This is a genomic window from Streptomyces sp. NPDC048142, assembly GCF_043202835.1.
GTDB lineage: Bacteria > Actinomycetota > Actinomycetes > Streptomycetales > Streptomycetaceae > Streptomyces.
Genome location: NZ_JBIDBC010000001.1, coordinates 489422 through 504781 on the forward strand (window position 1 = coordinate 489422; position 15360 = coordinate 504781).

At 70.1% G+C, this 15360-nt stretch carries 12 protein-coding genes; 7 read left to right on the plus strand and 5 right to left on the minus strand.

The genetic code is table 11. The features are described from left to right. The 5 genes from ACGF2Y_RS02405 to eccE all read right to left on the minus strand — a co-directional run bounded on the left by ACGF2Y_RS02405 (nucleotide 1) and on the right by eccE (nucleotide 7963). Nucleotides 1-1878, minus strand: coding sequence for an ABC transporter substrate-binding protein (locus tag ACGF2Y_RS02405; RefSeq protein ID WP_392942512.1), 1878 nt, complete (start codon nucleotides 1876-1878; stop codon nucleotides 1-3). 194 nt (nucleotides 1879-2072) lie between these two features. Next, nucleotides 2073-5216 (minus strand): SCO5717 family growth-regulating ATPase, encoded by a 3144-nt coding sequence (locus tag ACGF2Y_RS02410; protein WP_392942514.1) that lies wholly within the window; start codon nucleotides 5214-5216, stop codon nucleotides 2073-2075. A 358-nt stretch (nucleotides 5217-5574) separates the two neighbouring features. After that, nucleotides 5575-5808 (minus strand): DUF397 domain-containing protein, encoded by a 234-nt coding sequence (locus ACGF2Y_RS02415; RefSeq protein WP_352238524.1) that lies wholly within the window; start codon nucleotides 5806-5808, stop codon nucleotides 5575-5577. Between the two features lie 86 nt (nucleotides 5809-5894). Then, nucleotides 5895-6605: a hypothetical protein gene (locus ACGF2Y_RS02420; RefSeq protein ID WP_392942516.1), complete on the minus strand. Its 711-nt coding sequence runs from the start codon at nucleotides 6603-6605 to the stop codon at nucleotides 5895-5897. Continuing rightward, on the minus strand, nucleotides 6602-7963 hold the full coding sequence (gene eccE / locus ACGF2Y_RS02425) for a type VII secretion protein EccE (RefSeq protein WP_392942517.1): 1362 nt from the start codon (nucleotides 7961-7963) through the stop codon (nucleotides 6602-6604). Before eccE ends, ACGF2Y_RS02420 begins: the two co-directional genes overlap by 4 nt. 182 nt (nucleotides 7964-8145) lie before the next feature. Here eccE and eccB point away from each other — a divergent pair, with 182 nt between their 5' ends. From eccB to ACGF2Y_RS02460, 7 genes are all read left to right on the plus strand, one after another. After that, entirely contained in the window at nucleotides 8146-9681 is a 1536-nt protein-coding gene (gene eccB / locus ACGF2Y_RS02430; protein ID WP_392942519.1) for a type VII secretion protein EccB, read from the plus strand. A gap of 14 nt (nucleotides 9682-9695) precedes the next feature. Beyond that, nucleotides 9696-10949, plus strand: coding sequence for a type VII secretion-associated serine protease mycosin (mycP, locus tag ACGF2Y_RS02435; protein ID WP_392942574.1), 1254 nt, complete (start codon nucleotides 9696-9698; stop codon nucleotides 10947-10949). A 152-nt stretch (nucleotides 10950-11101) separates the two neighbouring features. Then, a complete protein-coding gene (locus tag ACGF2Y_RS02440) occupies nucleotides 11102-11584 on the plus strand; it encodes a hypothetical protein (RefSeq protein ID WP_392942521.1) in 483 nt (160 codons plus the stop codon). After that, nucleotides 11581-13257 (plus strand): WXG100 family type VII secretion target, encoded by a 1677-nt coding sequence (locus ACGF2Y_RS02445; RefSeq protein ID WP_392942522.1) that lies wholly within the window; start codon nucleotides 11581-11583, stop codon nucleotides 13255-13257. Before ACGF2Y_RS02440 ends, ACGF2Y_RS02445 begins: the two co-directional genes overlap by 4 nt. A gap of 28 nt (nucleotides 13258-13285) precedes the next feature. Next, a complete protein-coding gene (locus tag ACGF2Y_RS02450) occupies nucleotides 13286-14527 on the plus strand; it encodes a S8 family serine peptidase (protein WP_392942523.1) in 1242 nt (413 codons plus the stop codon). Between the two features lie 72 nt (nucleotides 14528-14599). Continuing rightward, complete coding sequence (locus ACGF2Y_RS02455; protein ID WP_392942525.1) at nucleotides 14600-14959, plus strand: WXG100 family type VII secretion target; 360 nt, start codon at nucleotides 14600-14602, stop codon at nucleotides 14957-14959. A 37-nt stretch (nucleotides 14960-14996) separates the two neighbouring features. Beyond that, nucleotides 14997-15293, plus strand: coding sequence for a WXG100 family type VII secretion target (locus tag ACGF2Y_RS02460; protein WP_392942526.1), 297 nt, complete (start codon nucleotides 14997-14999; stop codon nucleotides 15291-15293). Nucleotides 15294-15360 lie beyond the last annotated feature (67 nt).

A 15360-nucleotide genomic window follows, 5' to 3' on the forward strand; every position in this document is an offset into this window, starting at 1 on the left:
CTATTCACGGTCTTCCGCGGTGGAGCGGCGACGCATGGCGAACAGGAGTCCGCCACCGGCGAGGACGACGACGGCGATCCCGACTCCGACGAGCACTCCGGTGGAGCCGCCACCGGAGTCGGAGGAACCGGACGAGGAGGCCCCGGCGGCCGGGACCGCCGACCACCAGCTCCAGTAGCCGTCCTGGCCGTAGATGTTGCCCGCGGCCGACGGCATGGTGGTGATGGACTCGATGTGGTCGGTGCGGTAGGCCTCGACGGCATTCGGGTACGCCATGACGTTCATGTACCCGGTGTCGTACAGCCGTGACTCCAGTTGCCTGACCAGATCCGCCCGCTTGGCGGGGTCGTACTCCGCCAGTTGCTTCTTGTAGAGCTCGTCGTACTGCTTGTCGCAGATGAAGTTGTCGGTCGCGGCCGACTCCTTCGCCCTGGTCGGCAGGGCGGCGCAGGTGTGGATCGACAGGACGAAGTCGGGATCGGGGTTGACGGACCAGCCGTCGAAGGCGAGGTCGTACTCACCGGCGTACCAGGGGTCGGACACGTTGTCGAGGCAGTCGACCTTCAGTCCGATGCCCTGCGCGCCCCACCACTCCTGGAGGTACTTGCCGATCGCCTTGTCGTTGGGGTCGGTGGCGTGGCAGAGGATACGGAAGTCGAGCGGCCTGCCGTCCTCGCCGACGCGCTTGCCCTGGCCGTTCTTCCGGTACCCGGCCTCGTCCAGCAGGGCCGCGGCCTTCGCCGGGTCGTAGGCGAGCTTCTGGTCCGCCGACGGCTTCCAGAAGTAGTCGGCGAAGCGCGGCGGGATGTAGCCCTCGCCCTCGACGGCGTGGCCCTGGAAGACCTTGTCGATGATGGTCTTGCGGTCGACCGACATGAACAGGGCGTGCCGCACCTTCTGGTCCAGCAGCGCCGGGTGGCCGTCGCCGAACGTCTGCCCGTCCTTGGTACGGGCACCGGGGTTGACGGCGAGCGCGAAGAAGCGGCGGCCCGGGGCGTCGTTCACCTTGATGTCCGGGGCGCTCCTCAGCGAGGCGGACTGGGCCGGGGTCAGGCTGGGGTTGCCCGCGACGAAGGAGACCTCACCCTTGCGCAGGGCGGCCACGGCCGCGTCCTGGTCCTTGTAGTAGCGGAAGACCAGCTCGTCGAACTTGGGCGATCCGCGCCAGAAGTCCTTGTTGGCCTTGAGCTTCACATAGCTGTCGACCTTGTAGTCCGTCAGGATGAACGGGCCGTTCCCCACGATGGGGAAGTCCTTGTCGTTGTTGAACTTCGAGAAGTCGCCGACCTTCTCCCAGAGGTGCTTCGGGACGATCGGCACATCGAGCGCGGCCATCGTGGCCTGCGGCTCCTTGAGCTCGATGACCAGCTTGTCCTTGCTGGGTGCGGTCACCGTCTCGAAGTTGCCGACGAAGCTCCCGTTGGAGGTCGCGGCGCTCTCGTCGGTCATCATCTTGTTGAACGTCCAGGCCGCGTCCTCGGCGGTGGCCTGCTGCCCGTCGGACCACTTCGAGTCCGAGCGGATCGTGTACGTCCAGGTCAGCTTGTCCGCGGAGGGCTCCCACGCGGTGGCGAGGCCCGGGATCGCCTTGCTGTCCTTGGCGTCGTAGTTGGTGAGGTAGTCATACATCAGCCGGTGGATGCTCGTGCTGAGCAGCCGCTGCGCGAGGAACGGGCTGAGCGAGTCGACGCTCTGCGCCACGGCGACCGTGAGCGTCGTCCTTCCGTCGTCGGCGCGGGCCTCGGAGGGCGCGGGCGCGAGCGGGTTTCCGGGGACGACGGACCCGGCGGCGAGCGCCAGGGCGGCCACGCCGGAGGCCGGCAGGAGGCGCAGGCGTCGGCGTGGCCGGGAGGAGCGGGCGGGAACTCTTGTGACCATGGACGGGACCTCGCGTCATCACTCGCTGAGAAGAGGGCGGGCAGATCTCTGGTTCGCCAGTTGGTGAAGCGAGGTCTATCAGCGGCGGTCGAGGCTCGTCAACGGTGTGTCAAACCGCGTGTGGGCTGCGGGAATACGAAAGGGCTCGCACCGCGTGAGCGGTGCGAGCCCTCATGGTCCCTCCCTCTTGCGCCCTACTGCGGAGGCGCCGGAGGCGGCTGCGGAGGCGTCTGCTGCCAGCCGGCGGGAGGTACGGGACCGTGCGGATCGGGCCGGTCCGCCGACTCGCCCTGTCCACCCTGCTGTTCCGGCTGCCCCTGCTGCTGCCCGCCGGTTCCGGGCGCACCCGGAGCGGCCTGCGGGGGAGGCGACTGGGGCCATCCGCCCGGGGCCGCCTGCGGGGGGTAGGGGGCCTGCGGGGAACCGGGCTGACCCGCCGCCGGATATCCCCCGTACGGCGGCTGTCCGGCGTAGGGCTGCTGGGCGTACGGCTGCTGCTGCGCCGGCTGCGGCTGCCCGGGGTGCTGCTGCGGCGGATAGGGGTGACCGGGTCCGGGCTGCTGCGGTGCGTACGGCTGCTGACCGGGCATGGGCTGACCGGGAGCCTGCTGACCGGGCATGGGCTGACCTGGAGCCTGCTGGCCGGGCATGGGCTGACCGGGGATCTGCTGACCCGGAGCCTGCTGTCCCGGTCCGGGCTGACCGGGGCCGCCCTGCTGTCCCGGTCCCGGGTAGCCCTGCTGGCCGGGCATCGGCGGGGCGTACTGCGGCGGCGGGTTCTGGCCGTCCGCCGTCCACAGCCCCTGCTGCTGCTGGGCCCGCGCGAAGTCCTCGGCCACCAGCGCCGAGAGGTGGAAGTACGCCTCACGGGTCTTGGGCCGCATCATGTCGAGGTCGACCTCGGCGCCCGCCGCCAGGTGCTCGTCGAACGGCACGACGACGACGCCGCGGCAGCGCGTCTCGAAGTGCTGGACGATGTCGTCCACCTTGATCATCTTGCCGGTCTCGCGGACGCCCGAGATGACGGTGAGCGAACGCTGCACCAGATCGGCGTAGCCGTGCGCCGAAAGCCAGTCCAGCGTCGTGGAGGCGCTGGACGCGCCGTCGACCGAGGGGGTCGAGATGATGATCAACTGGTCGGCGAGGTCAAGGACCCCGCGCATCGCGCTGTAGAGCAGCCCGGTGCCCGAGTCGGTGAGGATGATCGGGTACTGCTTCCCGAGCACCTCGATCGCGCGCCGGTAGTCCTCGTCGTTGAACGTCGTGGAGACCGCCGGGTCCACGTCGTTGGCGATGATCTCCAGACCGGAGGGCGCCTGCGAGGTGAACCGGCGGATGTCCATGTACGAGTTGAGGTACGGGATCGCCTGGACCAGGTCGCGGATGGTGGCCCCGGTCTCGCGGCGCACCCGCCGGCCCAGCGTGCCGGCGTCGGGGTTGGCGTCGATGGCGAGGATCTTGTCCTGCCGCTCGGTGGCCAGGGTCGAGCCCAGCGCGGTGGTCGTGGTGGTCTTGCCGACGCCGCCCTTGAGGCTGATGACGGCGATCCGGTAGCAGGACAGCACCGGGGTGCGGATCAGCTCCAGCTTGCGCAGCCGCTCGGCCTCCTCCTTCTTGCCGCCCAGCTTGAACCGGGAGGCGGCGGAGGGGTTACGGCTGCTCTTGGCCTTCTGCTTGCCCCGCACCAGCCGGTCGGAGGAGAGCTCGACGGCCGCGGTGTACCCGAGCGGGGCACCGGGCACCGACCGCTCGCGCTGGTCGTGCGCGACCGGGGTGGGCCAGGCTCCGCCCGTACGCGGGTCGACAGGATGTTGCTGGTGTTGCTGGTGCGGCGGCTGGGCCTGGGCCGGGGGCTGCTGCTGCCCGTACGCCTCCGGCTGCTGCGGGAACTGCGCGTTGGGCTGGGGCGCGTCGGGCGTCTGCCCGGTCTGCTGGGGGATCTGCCCCGGCCGGCCCGGCTGCCCGGTCTGCGGGTAGCCGTAACCGCCCTGCTGCGGGTAGCCGTAGCCGCCCGCGCCCTGGGGGGCCTGGGGGTGGGCCTGCGGCGGCAGGGGTGCGCCGGAGCCGGGGTGGCCGGGGTACGGCTGCTGCTGGTGCGGCGGCTGGGGTGCGTGAGGCGCTTGGGGTGCCTGGGCCGCATGAGGGGGCTGAAGTGCCTGCGGCGCATGAGGTGCCTGGGCCGCCTGTGGGAAGCCGTAGCCGCCGGGTGTCTCGTTCGCCGGGACGGAACCGGGCCACTGCGCCGCGGGCTGCGGTGCGGAGGGCGCCGGAGCGGCCGGCTGGAAGGCGGGCGGCAGCGGCGGCAGCGCGCCGCCCTGTGCGGGCGGTGACCACGGCACGGGTGCGACGGCGGCCTGCGGGGCGTCGGCGGGAGGCGGCACCTCCTGGGGCGCGGCGTCCCGGGGACCCGCGTCCTGCGGCCCGACACCCTGCGTACCCGCGTCCGGAACGGCGTCGGCGGCGGTTACGTCAACAGGGCCCGGGGCTTCGTCGGTGCTCGGCCTGCCGCCCTGGGAGTCCACGGCGTCCGCGTCCGTACGGGAGACGGCCGTGGAGTCCGTGCCGCTGAGCACGGGAAGGGCGGCGGGCGGCTCGGAGGACGTACCGGAGGGGGACGCGTCCTCGAAGGACGTACCGGAGGAGAGGACATCGGCGTTCTCGTCGTCCTTCGCCCCGGCGGCGGATGCGCCTTCCGCGGCGGCCCCGGCCCCGGAATCGGAACCGGCAGCGGACCCGGAACCGGAGCCGGCGGCGGCCCCGGCCCCGGAACCCGCTGCGGCTTCCGCCTCGCGCTCCGCGATCTCCCGCTTGAGCGCGGCAGGCGAGAACCGCATCGTCGCGCCGCTCTCCACATCACCGCCGCCGAACGGTCCGGCATCCCCGGTCTCGGCAAGCGGAGCGGCCGGAGCAGTCGGAGCGGCAGGAGTCGGGGCAGCCGTGGTCGGAGCGGCAGGAGTCGGAGCGGCCGGAGTCGGAGCGGCCGGAGTCCGGGCGTACGGCGTCTCCGGCACGGCGGGGGAGGGGGAGACCGGGGCCTCCGGAGCCGTGGGTACGGCGGGCTCGGCCGGCGCCGGCGGGGCGGGCGCCCAGTTGGGGTCGAAGCCGCCGGGCGTCGCCGACAGGCCCGGAGCGGACACGGGTGGCCCGGCCGGCGGCGGAGGGGGCGCGAGGTGCGAGCCCGCTCCGCCCGACGAGTCCCCCGCCGCGTTCTGCGTGTACCAGGCGGGAGGGGTGTAGTCGATGGTGAACTCACCCGTCATCTCGGCGGGATCCGCGTCGGACGACTCGTCGACGGGCAGGTCCCATCCGCCGCGGATCTCGTCCCGATCGCCGTTCACTTTGCCTCCTGGTGTGGTCGAGCACCCTTGTGCCGTGGTGGGTGGGGGCGACCGTTCCCGATGTGCCGGTCCGCCCGGCTCTCCCCCTTGCGACGCGCATCACCTGCTCGCAGGTTTCCTCTGCCGCGCCCCACCCACCCTAATCGCCATCCGGTGAACTCAGGCAGGGCGTGGGGCACGGCAAACCCCGCCCCACGGGCCATGTGTCACACCCCGGTGAACCACGTGCGACGGAAGGGGGCGGCGAGACGGTCAATCCAGGCCATACACGTACAGAGCGAAGAGTGGAAGCTCACCCGGGCCGCCACCCTTCGCCATGCCCGCGCCCGTGCGGGGCCGATCCTGTACGGCGACGCGCCTACGTGAGGTCGAACTCACCGTCGCGAGCGCCCAGGACGAACGCCGTCCACTCCGCCTCGGTGTACCGAAGGACGGTGTCCGGGTCCAGTGAGGAGCGCATGGCGACGGCGCCGCCCGGCAGATGCGCGATCTCGACCCGCTCCTCGGCGTCCTCGGTGCCGGGCGCACTGAGCCACGTCACATCCGAGATGTCGAGAGCGTAGAGCTCGTCCTTTTCCTGCTGGGTGCCCATGACGGCGTCCCTTCGATCGAACGGATTCGTTGCGTGATCCATGTTCCCTGGCGGGAGGGGTGTCCGTGCACCGAACGGGACAGGAATCAGTCCATCCGGCGAGCTGTGCCCAGCAGACCGGTCTCGGCGTCCGTCGGGTTCGTCATCACCCAGTGGTGTTCCCGCCCCGCCACCCAGAGCGTGACACCGTCCGCCAGCGTGGGCAGCGCCTCGTACTCGGCACGCGCCAGCCCCAGGATCCGGCCGATCTGCTCGGCCTCACCGGGCGACACCCGCTGGATGCCCACCAGCGCCGACGACCGCATCAACCGCGGTGCGACAGGGCTCAGATAAGGAAGCAGCGTCAGCACGGACTGCCACGGCGAGGACACCACCCGGCCGCGCGGCGGCCGCATGCCGCAGTCCCGCACGACGACCACGGGGCTGCCCACGGTCGCCCCCGTCGGCGGAACACGGCCCACGTCGTACAGGGAAACGCACTCCAGCCCGGCGCCCGCCGCCTGGGCGAGCGTGGTCCAGGCCTGGACCCGACCGGTCTCGACCGCCACCCGGGCGCCGGTGCCCGCCGCCCGCAGGGCCAGGACCTGTGCTGTCCACAGTCCGCCGATCAGGGTGACGTCGTACGGCACGGGGCGGTGGAAGCCGATCAACTGCGGCCGGTTGTTGGCGTCGTTGCCGATGATCACGCCGTCGTCGCCGACCGGCAGGGACAGCGCGCCGAGGTGGTCCGCGGCCACGGTGTGGCCGGCGTGACGGGGGCCGCGCAGCCCGCGGCGCGGCTCGGTCCGGTTGCTCACTGAGCGCCTCCCAGCGGGAGCGTGGCCAGGACGCCCGGCAACTGCTCGCGGTCCAGCCGGACAAGACCCACCTTGGCGTGCCGGGCGGCCTGCTCCAATGTCCTTCGCACCCCGATCAGTTCGGTGTCCGAACCACCGGTGACCCGCACATGGCCGCCCACCCGCGTCGAGCCCTGGCGCACCCCGCGGCGCACCGTCAGGCTGAACGTCGTCGCGTACGCGGGCACCGAGGTCAGCAGCGCGACCAGCTGCGGCAGCGGCGTCGCGCCCCGGCCCAGCTCGGGCCAGCGGTCCACCGCGTACGTGGTGTGCCAGCGGTCGTCGCACCGCCAGACCCGGGACGTCTCCATCGTGCGCCGCTGCGGTGCGGCGTCCGGCCGGCCCGCCCGCCCCGACAGGATGGGATGGGCGCACGCGGAGGTGGCCACGGCGGAGTTCAACTCGTCCTGGTCGAGCACCGCGGCCTGGAAACCGGCGCCCGTGATCCGGCTCGCCACATGGTCCGCGGCCCGTACCAGGCAGCGCTGCGCACCGTCCAGCCCGCCGCCGCGCGCCTCGATGGCCTCACGGCACAACTCCGGATCCAGCTTCACCGCCACCCACGTCATCCGCAGGGCGGGCGCACCGGTCTGGTCCTGCAGCGGCGCGTAGGAGAGCCGGGCCACCGACTGCTGCGGCAGATGCGGGGCCGGAGCACACCGCACCTGCTGCACCAACTGCGCCGACTCCAGAACGATGTCGTCCACCTGGAGGGCGTCGCCCAGCAGGGACAGCGGGAGCGACCGGGCGCCGGACGCGGGCCGTAGCGACTCGCCGCTCGCCTCCACCCGCACCACAGCGGTCAGGAACGTACCGTCGCCGAGCATGCCCACCGTCCGATGGGCCCGGTCCACATAGACCTGCGGGCCGAAACCGGGCACGTTCTCGGCGACCGGGGCCAGCATCGGCTCCGCGTCCGCGGGCGGCGTGACGGCGGCCCGGCGCCTGGCCCGGAGCCCGAGAGCGGTCGACACCCAGTCCTGGAGCGCGCGGCCCCGTCGGCGTACCACCGCGAGGGCGACCAGCAGACAGAGCAGCACGAGCGAGGGGATCAGCCACGCGCCGCCCAGCACCGCGCCCACGGCGGCGATCACGAGAGCCACCTCGATGATCACCATCTGCCGCAGCAGGGGGCGCACCCGGTCGGTCCGTGAGATCGAACGCAGCGTCGTCGCGGCGGGCGCGTTCTGCCCGGGGGCGACGGAATCCGGGGACGGATCGGGGGCCGGTGCGGGCGACCGGTTGCTGCGTTGCCTCCGGGAAGTCCCGGCGGCTCGACGGCCGGTCCGCCCGGTACGCTCGCGCGTAGCTGCACCCATCGCCGCGTTGCCCCCTCGTGTCCGTATTCACCGCTTTTTGCACGGGTGTTGATCGGGTCGTCACCCTACCTGAGCACAGGGAGCGGAACCCCAGCAGGCATAGTAGGGGCGCGGTACGGAGCGGGGGCCGACGGTGCGTGTGGGACCCTGTTCGATCACTGGGGAGAAGGGTCAGCGGACACATGGCATCACGGCGGGATGAGCTCAACGCCTATACCTTTGCGAAGCGGAGGTTGATCGCACAGTTCCTGCAGCCCAACCCCACCGGTTCCGAGGAAGGCGCCCCCCGGCCGCTGCGCGCGGTGCTGCCCGGGGCCATCATCGCCGTCGTCGTTCTCGCCGTCTTCGGCGCCTGGGGGATGTTCAGGCCGGTGGCTCCCCAGAAGTGGGACGCCCCCAAGGAACACGTCATCATCGCCAGCAAATCCACCACCCGGTACGTGGTGCTGGAGACCGACGGCAAGAAGCAACTGCACCCCGTCCTGAACATGGCCTCCGCCAAGCTCCTCCTCGCCCCGGACAAGGGCACCGTCGTCAACGTCGACGAGTCGGTCCTGGACAGCGGCAAGATTCCGCACGGCGCCACCCTCGGCATCCCGTACGCCCCCGACCGGCTGCCCGACGCCAAGGAAGCGGGCGCGGCCAAGCGCTGGGCGGTCTGTGAGCGGCCCGGCGAGGGCGGCAGGGCCATCCAGAAGGCGACCTTCATCTTCGCCGAGCGCGAGCAGAAGAAGACCGAGGGCAAGAACGCCCTGCACGGCGGCGAGCTGATGTACGTCGAGGGCCCGGACCGTACCCGCTACATCGTCGACAAGGCGGGCAAGGCCTACCCGGTCAAGAAGGACGAACTGCTCCTGCGCACCCTGGTCGGCCAGGACACCAAGCCCCAGAGGGTCTCGGCCGCCTGGCTCGCCACGCTCCACACCGGGGCCCCGATCACCTTCCCGACCGTGGACGGCGTCCCCGGAGCCCCCGCGGGCGCCCCCGGCACCCTCGACGCGCGGACGAACAAGGTCGGCATGGTCCTGGCCGCGACAGCGGGAACCAAGACCCAGCAGTACGTCGTCCTGCCGGGCAGGGTCGCCCCCGTCTCGGACTTCACCGCAAAGCTCCTGCTCAGCAGCAGGCAGCTGGTGGACCTCAAGCAGGCGGGAATCACCAAAGGGGTGAGCGCCGGCGAGATCGAACCGGGCGCCCCGTTCGGCCAGGACAAGGACTGGCCGGTCAGCGAGCCGGAGCCCGTCAACTCCCCGAGCGTCAAGAAGGGCAGCCGAAACACCGTGTGCAACGTTCTGCGCGGCGTCGACGCGGACAACGGCGTCACCACGCTGAGCACATGGGTGGGTACGAGCTTCCCCGCGACGCTCCCCACCGGCTCCAGCAGCGCCTACGTCACGCCCGGATCGGGTGAGTTCTTCCGCCAGTTCAAGGGCTCCACGACCAGCGCGGGCTTCCTCTTCCTGGTCACCGACACCGGGCTGCGCTACGCGATGCAGTCCAACAGCGACAGCGGCCAGGACGACTCCGGCATCGGCGAGTCCGGCTCGAAGGAGGAGAAGGAGGAAAGGGCGTCCCAGCAGGAGGAGGCGCAGCAGTCGCAGAACCGGCTCGGCTACAAGGACGTCGACCCCAACCCCGTACCGGCGGTCTGGTCCGCGTTCCTGCCGACCGGCCCCCGGCTCTCCACCGGCGCCGCCAGCCAGCCGCAGGGTTCGTGAGCGTGCGTACGGACATGGCGACCCACGAACACCGCCCGGCCCGCCGCCTCCTGACCGCCGCGGCGGCCGCGGCCGTCCTCCTCGTCACCCTGCCGGCGCTCCCCGCGGCCGCGGCCGACTCGACCCAGTGCACGTTCCCCTCGAAGAAGTACCCGGGCCGCCCCTGGGCGTTGCAGCGTGTCCTGCTGGACGAGCTGTGGAAGCAGTCCACCGGCAAGGGCGTACGCGTCGCGGTCATCGACACCGGCGTCGACGTCAGGAACACGCAGCTCACGTCCGCCGTCGACACCAAGGCGGGCCGCAACTTCCTGCCGAAGGGCCTGAAGGCCGACGACGGCACGAAGATCGAACGCGGCAAGGAGGACGGCACGACGGACACCGTGGGCCACGGCACCAAGGTCGCCGGCATCATCGCCGCGCGCAGGGCGAAGGGCACCGGCTTCAGCGGCCTCGCCCCCGACGCGACGATCATCCCGATCCAGCAGAACGACGCGGACGGCCACGGAACGACCAAGACCCTCGCCGACGCCATCCACTACGCCACCGTGCAGGCGGACGCGGACGTCATCAACATCTCCCAGGACACCGCCGACGCCGTGAAACCGTCCGCGGAGCTGAAACAGGCCGTGGACAGGGCCCTCGCCCGGAACATCGTGGTCGTCGCCTCGGCCGGCAACGACGGGCTCGGCGGCAACGTCAAGGAGACCTACCCGGCCTCCTTCAAGGGCGTCCTGGCCGTCGCCTCCTCGGACCGGAACAACGAACGGGCGCCCTTCTCCCAGTCCGGCGACTTCGTCGGCATCGCCGCCCCCGGCGTGGACATGATCTCCACGGTCCCCGGCGGCGGGCACTGCGCCGACAACGGAACCAGCTTCTCCGCCCCGTACGTGGCCGCGGTCGCCGCCCTGATCAAGGCGAAGCACCCCGACTGGACACAGGCGCAGATCGTCGCGCAGATGCAGCAGACGGCGGAACGCTCGGTCGCGGGCCACGACCGCCTGGTCGGCTGGGGCGTGATCGACCCGGTACGCGCCCTCACCGAGGACGACCGGCCGATCGACCGCCCGGTCGCGAGCGAGGGAGTGAGCAAGGGCAAAGCCCCCACCCCCGCCGAACTCCATCTGGGCGAAACGGCCGACGAGCGGAACGTGCGCCTGGCGACGTACGTCATGGTCGGCGGCGGCGTCCTGGTGGCGGCCATCGCGGGCACGGCAGTGGCGGTACGGGACAAGCGGCGACGCACGGGGCGCCTGGCGGGCGGGGCGTAGCGGGGGAACCGGTGAAGTGCCGGCCATGAGACAAGTCACGTGGTCACCAAGTCGATTGGCGCTGTCGTAGCCAGTGACTACAGTTGTCGGGATGAGATCGGATCGGATCGCGTCAGTGCGATAGCAACGCGGGACGATCCGAGCAAACGGGGATGCAGAACGGGGAGGACGGCATTGTGACCGATCCAGGTGGCGGTGGCGGTACGGGTGACCTCAGGCGCGGAGTGGGCGCGCTGGAGACGTTCAAGAAGCGTGTCGACGCCTTGCTGGCGGACTTCGAGGGCTCGGCGGCCAGCAAGACGAAGGTCGCCGGCCAGAAGGTCTCGCGGGCCTCACTGAGCGGCCCGAACGCGCGTTTCGCCGAGGCGGACGGCCTCTACACCCAGTACAACCGGGTCCACTCCTCCCTCGTCTCGCTCTCCAGGTCCCTCGGCGACCAGATCGAGTACCTGAGCCTGGGCGTGCACGCGGCGGCCGTCGGCTTCGACAACGTGGACGACGACATCAGGCGACGCTTCTACGAGATCCAGACCCGCATGGACGCGGAACGCGAGAAGTACGCGAAGTCCGAACAGGCCAAGCCTGAAGAGACCAACAACGACAAGCAGTCGGACTCCGGGTGGGCGGCGGAATGAGCGACGAGAAGCAGCAGAACCTGACGCCTGCCGAGCAGTCGAAGCAGGACGAAGGCCGAGTCCAGAGCCAGATCGTCGTCACGGACATGTCCGAGATGGCCGGCCGGGCCCTGGAGTCCTTCGGCTTCGGCAACTTCCGCACCGGGGGCCGTACCTCCTTCGAGGGACACGAGCTCAACGCCCTCATCGACATGGTGGAGAACTCCAACCCGGAACACCTGGAGAGCGCGGGCGAGGCACTCTGGAATGCCAGGGACGCCATCCGGCGCGCGGCGAAGGAGCTGGGCGACCACCTCAAGGGGGTCGACTGGCAGGGCGAGTCCGGCACGGCCTTCCGGTCCTTCGGCACGGGCCTGGTCGCCCACGCCGAAAAGCTGGGCGACTTCGCGGACGCGGCGGGCACGCAGATCACGGTCGCGGGCACCGGCCTCGCGTCGGTGAAGAGCGCCATGCCGCCGCGCGACAGCCGGCTGATCCGGAAGATGCCGGACGACATCGAGTTCCCGGCCCGGATCGAGGCCAACCCGGAGTACGAGGCCGCCGTCAAGGTGGAGAAGAACCGCCAGGAGGCCATCAACCAGGTCAACCGGCTGGCTTCGTACTACTCGGTCTCGGAGGAGGTGCTGGCGGGGCAGGAACCGCCTCGGTTCGAGAAGGACCTTGGTATCGATATGCCGCCGCCGCAGAACGATGGTTGGCGCCCTCCGTCATCCGGTACTTTCGGCGAGCGCTCCGAGAGTCTTGGCAACAGTGCAGTGCCAGGCTCTTCAGGGCGCTCTACGCCGGGGGAATCCGCTTCAGTAGTCGCAGCCAGTCGGCCACTGGATCAGGTACTCGGCTCGGCACCCCTGCCTGACAGGAGCACCGCTACGGAGATCAACAGCGTTGCGCCTCCTCAGGCTCCGACGACGATCAACAGTGCGCCACCGCTACCCACGCCCACGCCCACGCCGGGGCCGTCTGGAGCGCCACCGTCGCTCATGCAGCCCAGCCTCATGAACCCTGTGCAGGGCGGCACACAGCGTCCGACGGGACCTCCCGGCATGCCGCGAACGGTCAGCCGGACCGGTTTGGGTACGGGCAAGGCTCAGTCCACCGGGGGAGGTCCCGTCGCGAAGGGGCCGGGCGGGCCCCCGGTCGGTCGTCCCAGTCCCATGGGGGGCGGAGGATCGTCCACCGGCCGTCCGCCGGTCGGCTCGCCATCGCAGTCGCCGACTGGGGGCCGTTCCGGTGTGACGGGCGGTCGCCCCATCGCCGGCCAGGGCGGTACATCCGCAGTCGGCGGCCCTCGTGCAGGAGGCAGAAACGGCATTGTCGGTGGAACTCCCCAGCACGCGCCTCAAGGCAGAAACACTGCTGGAGGGTCCGGCCAGCGGGGAGTGATCGGAGAACGTGGAGCAGTTGCCGCCACCTCTCGTACCGGTGGGCGAGTCACCCCTGCTCCCGGTGCCAACGGAGTCGTCGGCGCACCCCGCAAGGCTGCGGGGAGTGGCACGAACGCCAAGGGCTTCACGGCCGGTGGGGCAGGGCTAGTCCGTGGTCCTGCTGGTCGGCGAAATTCCGGCCGGAAGGAAGACGACGACAACGGATCGACCCGTCCCGACTACCTGACGGAAGACGAAGAGACATGGAACGTCGGACGGCGCGGAGCCGTGCCGCCGGTGGTCGAGTAGCAGTCCCAGGGAAGGTACGGAAGCCGCGATGACAGCAGGAATGGGCCGAGCTCAGAGGCGCGTGCGTGGGCTCGGCGCGCTGGCTGTGGCCGCTTCGTGGAGTGTGCTGTTCGTCGGCGCGGCGCAGCCCGCCGCAGCCGATACGCAGTCGAAGCAGTGGTATCTCAGCGCGATGCAGGCTGAGGACATGTGGAATGTCACGACGGGCGAAGGCATCAAAGTCGCCGTTATTGACTCGGGTGTGAACTCGTCAACGCCGTCGCTACAGGGACAAGTCCTCAAGGGGGTCGACGCAACCGAGGCACCAGGCGACGAAACCGACGACTACGACGGTCACGGTACGACGATGGCTGAGTTGATCGCCGGGACAGGCAAAGGAGGCGGTCTGAAGGGACTCGCCCCAGGAGCCAAGATCATTCCAATGCGGATTGCCCTGGGCGAGTTTGAGGAGGAGAAGCCTTCCATCACGATCCAGGACACCGCGAACGCCATCCGCGCTGCGGCGGACAGCGACGCACGGATCATCAGCATGTCCTTCGGTAGTTTCTACGTCTCGCCTCAGCAACATGAAGCGATCAAGTACGCCGAGAGTAAAGGGAAACTGCTCTTCGCTGCCGTTGGGAACGAAGGGCATAAGCAGAACAAGCGGGGGTACCCAGCCGCACACCCTGAGGTAGTGGGCGTCGCTTCAGCAGACCGCGTCGGGAAGGTCTCGTCCACTTCGCAGCACGCTGGCACGGTGGATGTCGCGTCTCCCGGGAGCGACGTTCCCGGCTGGTGCGACAACTCCTTCAAGAGCTACTGCGACGGCGACGGCGGCACCAGCGCCGCCACCGCCATCGCCTCCGCCTCCGCAGCCCTGATCTGGTCCCTCCACCCCGACTGGACCGCCAACCAGGTCCTCAACGTCCTCTTCGACACGGCCAGCCGTGACTGGAAGGACGGCGAGCGCAGCAAGTACCTCGGTCACGGTCTCATCCGCCCTTCGATGAACATCCTCAAGGGCAAGGGTGAGCCTGGCGACCCGGACATCAGCCCGCTCACCAAGAAGAGGACGACCGGCCCCGCCGACTCGTCCGAGAAGCCGGCCGACTCGGCCTCACCGCAGCCCGCCAAGAACGGCGCGGAGGGCGACAAGCCCGTAGCGGCAGAAGAAACCAAGTCCTCGGGGGACGAAGGCCGGCTGGGCCTGATCCTCGGAGTGACCGCAGCCGTGGCCGTGCTCGGCGGGGTCACCTACGCCGTGATCCGCAGGCGTAAGGCCGCTTGACCGCACGTTCCGCATGTACCGGTCGGCGACCCATGCCGGCCTTGCAGAACCAACCGAAAGGGAAAGAGAACCATGGCAGACCAGAAGGTCTCAGATGCCGCACTCCTGAAGCTGGAGGGTGACCTCACCCTGCGGTTCAACTCGGTGAAGGGGCAGCTCCAGAAGCTCCACGCGACGATCGACAGCCTCGAAGGCAAGTGGCAGGGCATCGGCGCCAATCACTTCAATGTGAAGCAGGACCAGATCAACAACCGCATGGTCAGCCTGGGCAAGCAGCTTCTCCAGTTCCAGGAGGCCATCAAGGCCGCCCGTACCATCTCGGGCAACAACGAGGACGAGATCCGCGCGGCCCTCAGTGGCGTGGACGTTGTCGACGGCTACTCCGGTGACGCGGCGGCGACGGCCAAGACGTCGAACCTGAACAACTTCTGACCCTCATCCCGTAACTCGAAATCCAGCGGAGGACCACATGGGGAACAACGACGGCACGACGGTTGTCACTTACGCGAGCCTTGATCTCGCGGCCGCCGAGATCAAGCGGCAGGGCAAGCTGCTCACCGACGACCTCGAGGCGATCAGGAACATGATCGCGGGCGCTTCGGAGCTGTGGGAGGGCGAGGCGAAGCAGGCCTACGCCCTCGCCCAGAAGAAGTGGAGCGAGGACGCCAGCGCTATCCGCGACAACCTCAATGACATCGCTCAGAAGGTCAGCGAGGCGGCGCCCATCTACCGCGGCGGTGACAAGCGGGCGGCAGCGAACTTCTAACAGAGTTCGAGCACAACGGCACGCAGCACAACAGCACACAGCACACAGCGCAACAGGGTGGACACAC

Coding starts and splice junctions, on each gene's coding strand:
- ACGF2Y_RS02450 (WP_392942523.1), top strand. CDS start 13,286: ATGACAGCAGGAATGGGCCGAGCTCAGAGGCGCGTGCGTGGGCTCGGC.
- ACGF2Y_RS02415 (WP_352238524.1), bottom strand. CDS start 5,808: ATGGGCACCCAGCAGGAAAAGGACGAGCTCTACGCTCTCGACATCTCG.
- eccE (WP_392942517.1), bottom strand. CDS start 7,963: ATGGGTGCAGCTACGCGCGAGCGTACCGGGCGGACCGGCCGTCGAGCC.
- eccB (WP_392942519.1), top strand. CDS start 8,146: ATGGCATCACGGCGGGATGAGCTCAACGCCTATACCTTTGCGAAGCGG.
- ACGF2Y_RS02405 (WP_392942512.1), bottom strand. CDS start 1,878: ATGGTCACAAGAGTTCCCGCCCGCTCCTCCCGGCCACGCCGACGCCTG.
- ACGF2Y_RS02445 (WP_392942522.1), top strand. CDS start 11,581: ATGAGCGACGAGAAGCAGCAGAACCTGACGCCTGCCGAGCAGTCGAAG.
- ACGF2Y_RS02440 (WP_392942521.1), top strand. CDS start 11,102: ATGCAGAACGGGGAGGACGGCATTGTGACCGATCCAGGTGGCGGTGGC.
- ACGF2Y_RS02460 (WP_392942526.1), top strand. CDS start 14,997: ATGGGGAACAACGACGGCACGACGGTTGTCACTTACGCGAGCCTTGAT.
- mycP (WP_392942574.1), top strand. CDS start 9,696: ATGGCGACCCACGAACACCGCCCGGCCCGCCGCCTCCTGACCGCCGCG.
- ACGF2Y_RS02455 (WP_392942525.1), top strand. CDS start 14,600: ATGGCAGACCAGAAGGTCTCAGATGCCGCACTCCTGAAGCTGGAGGGT.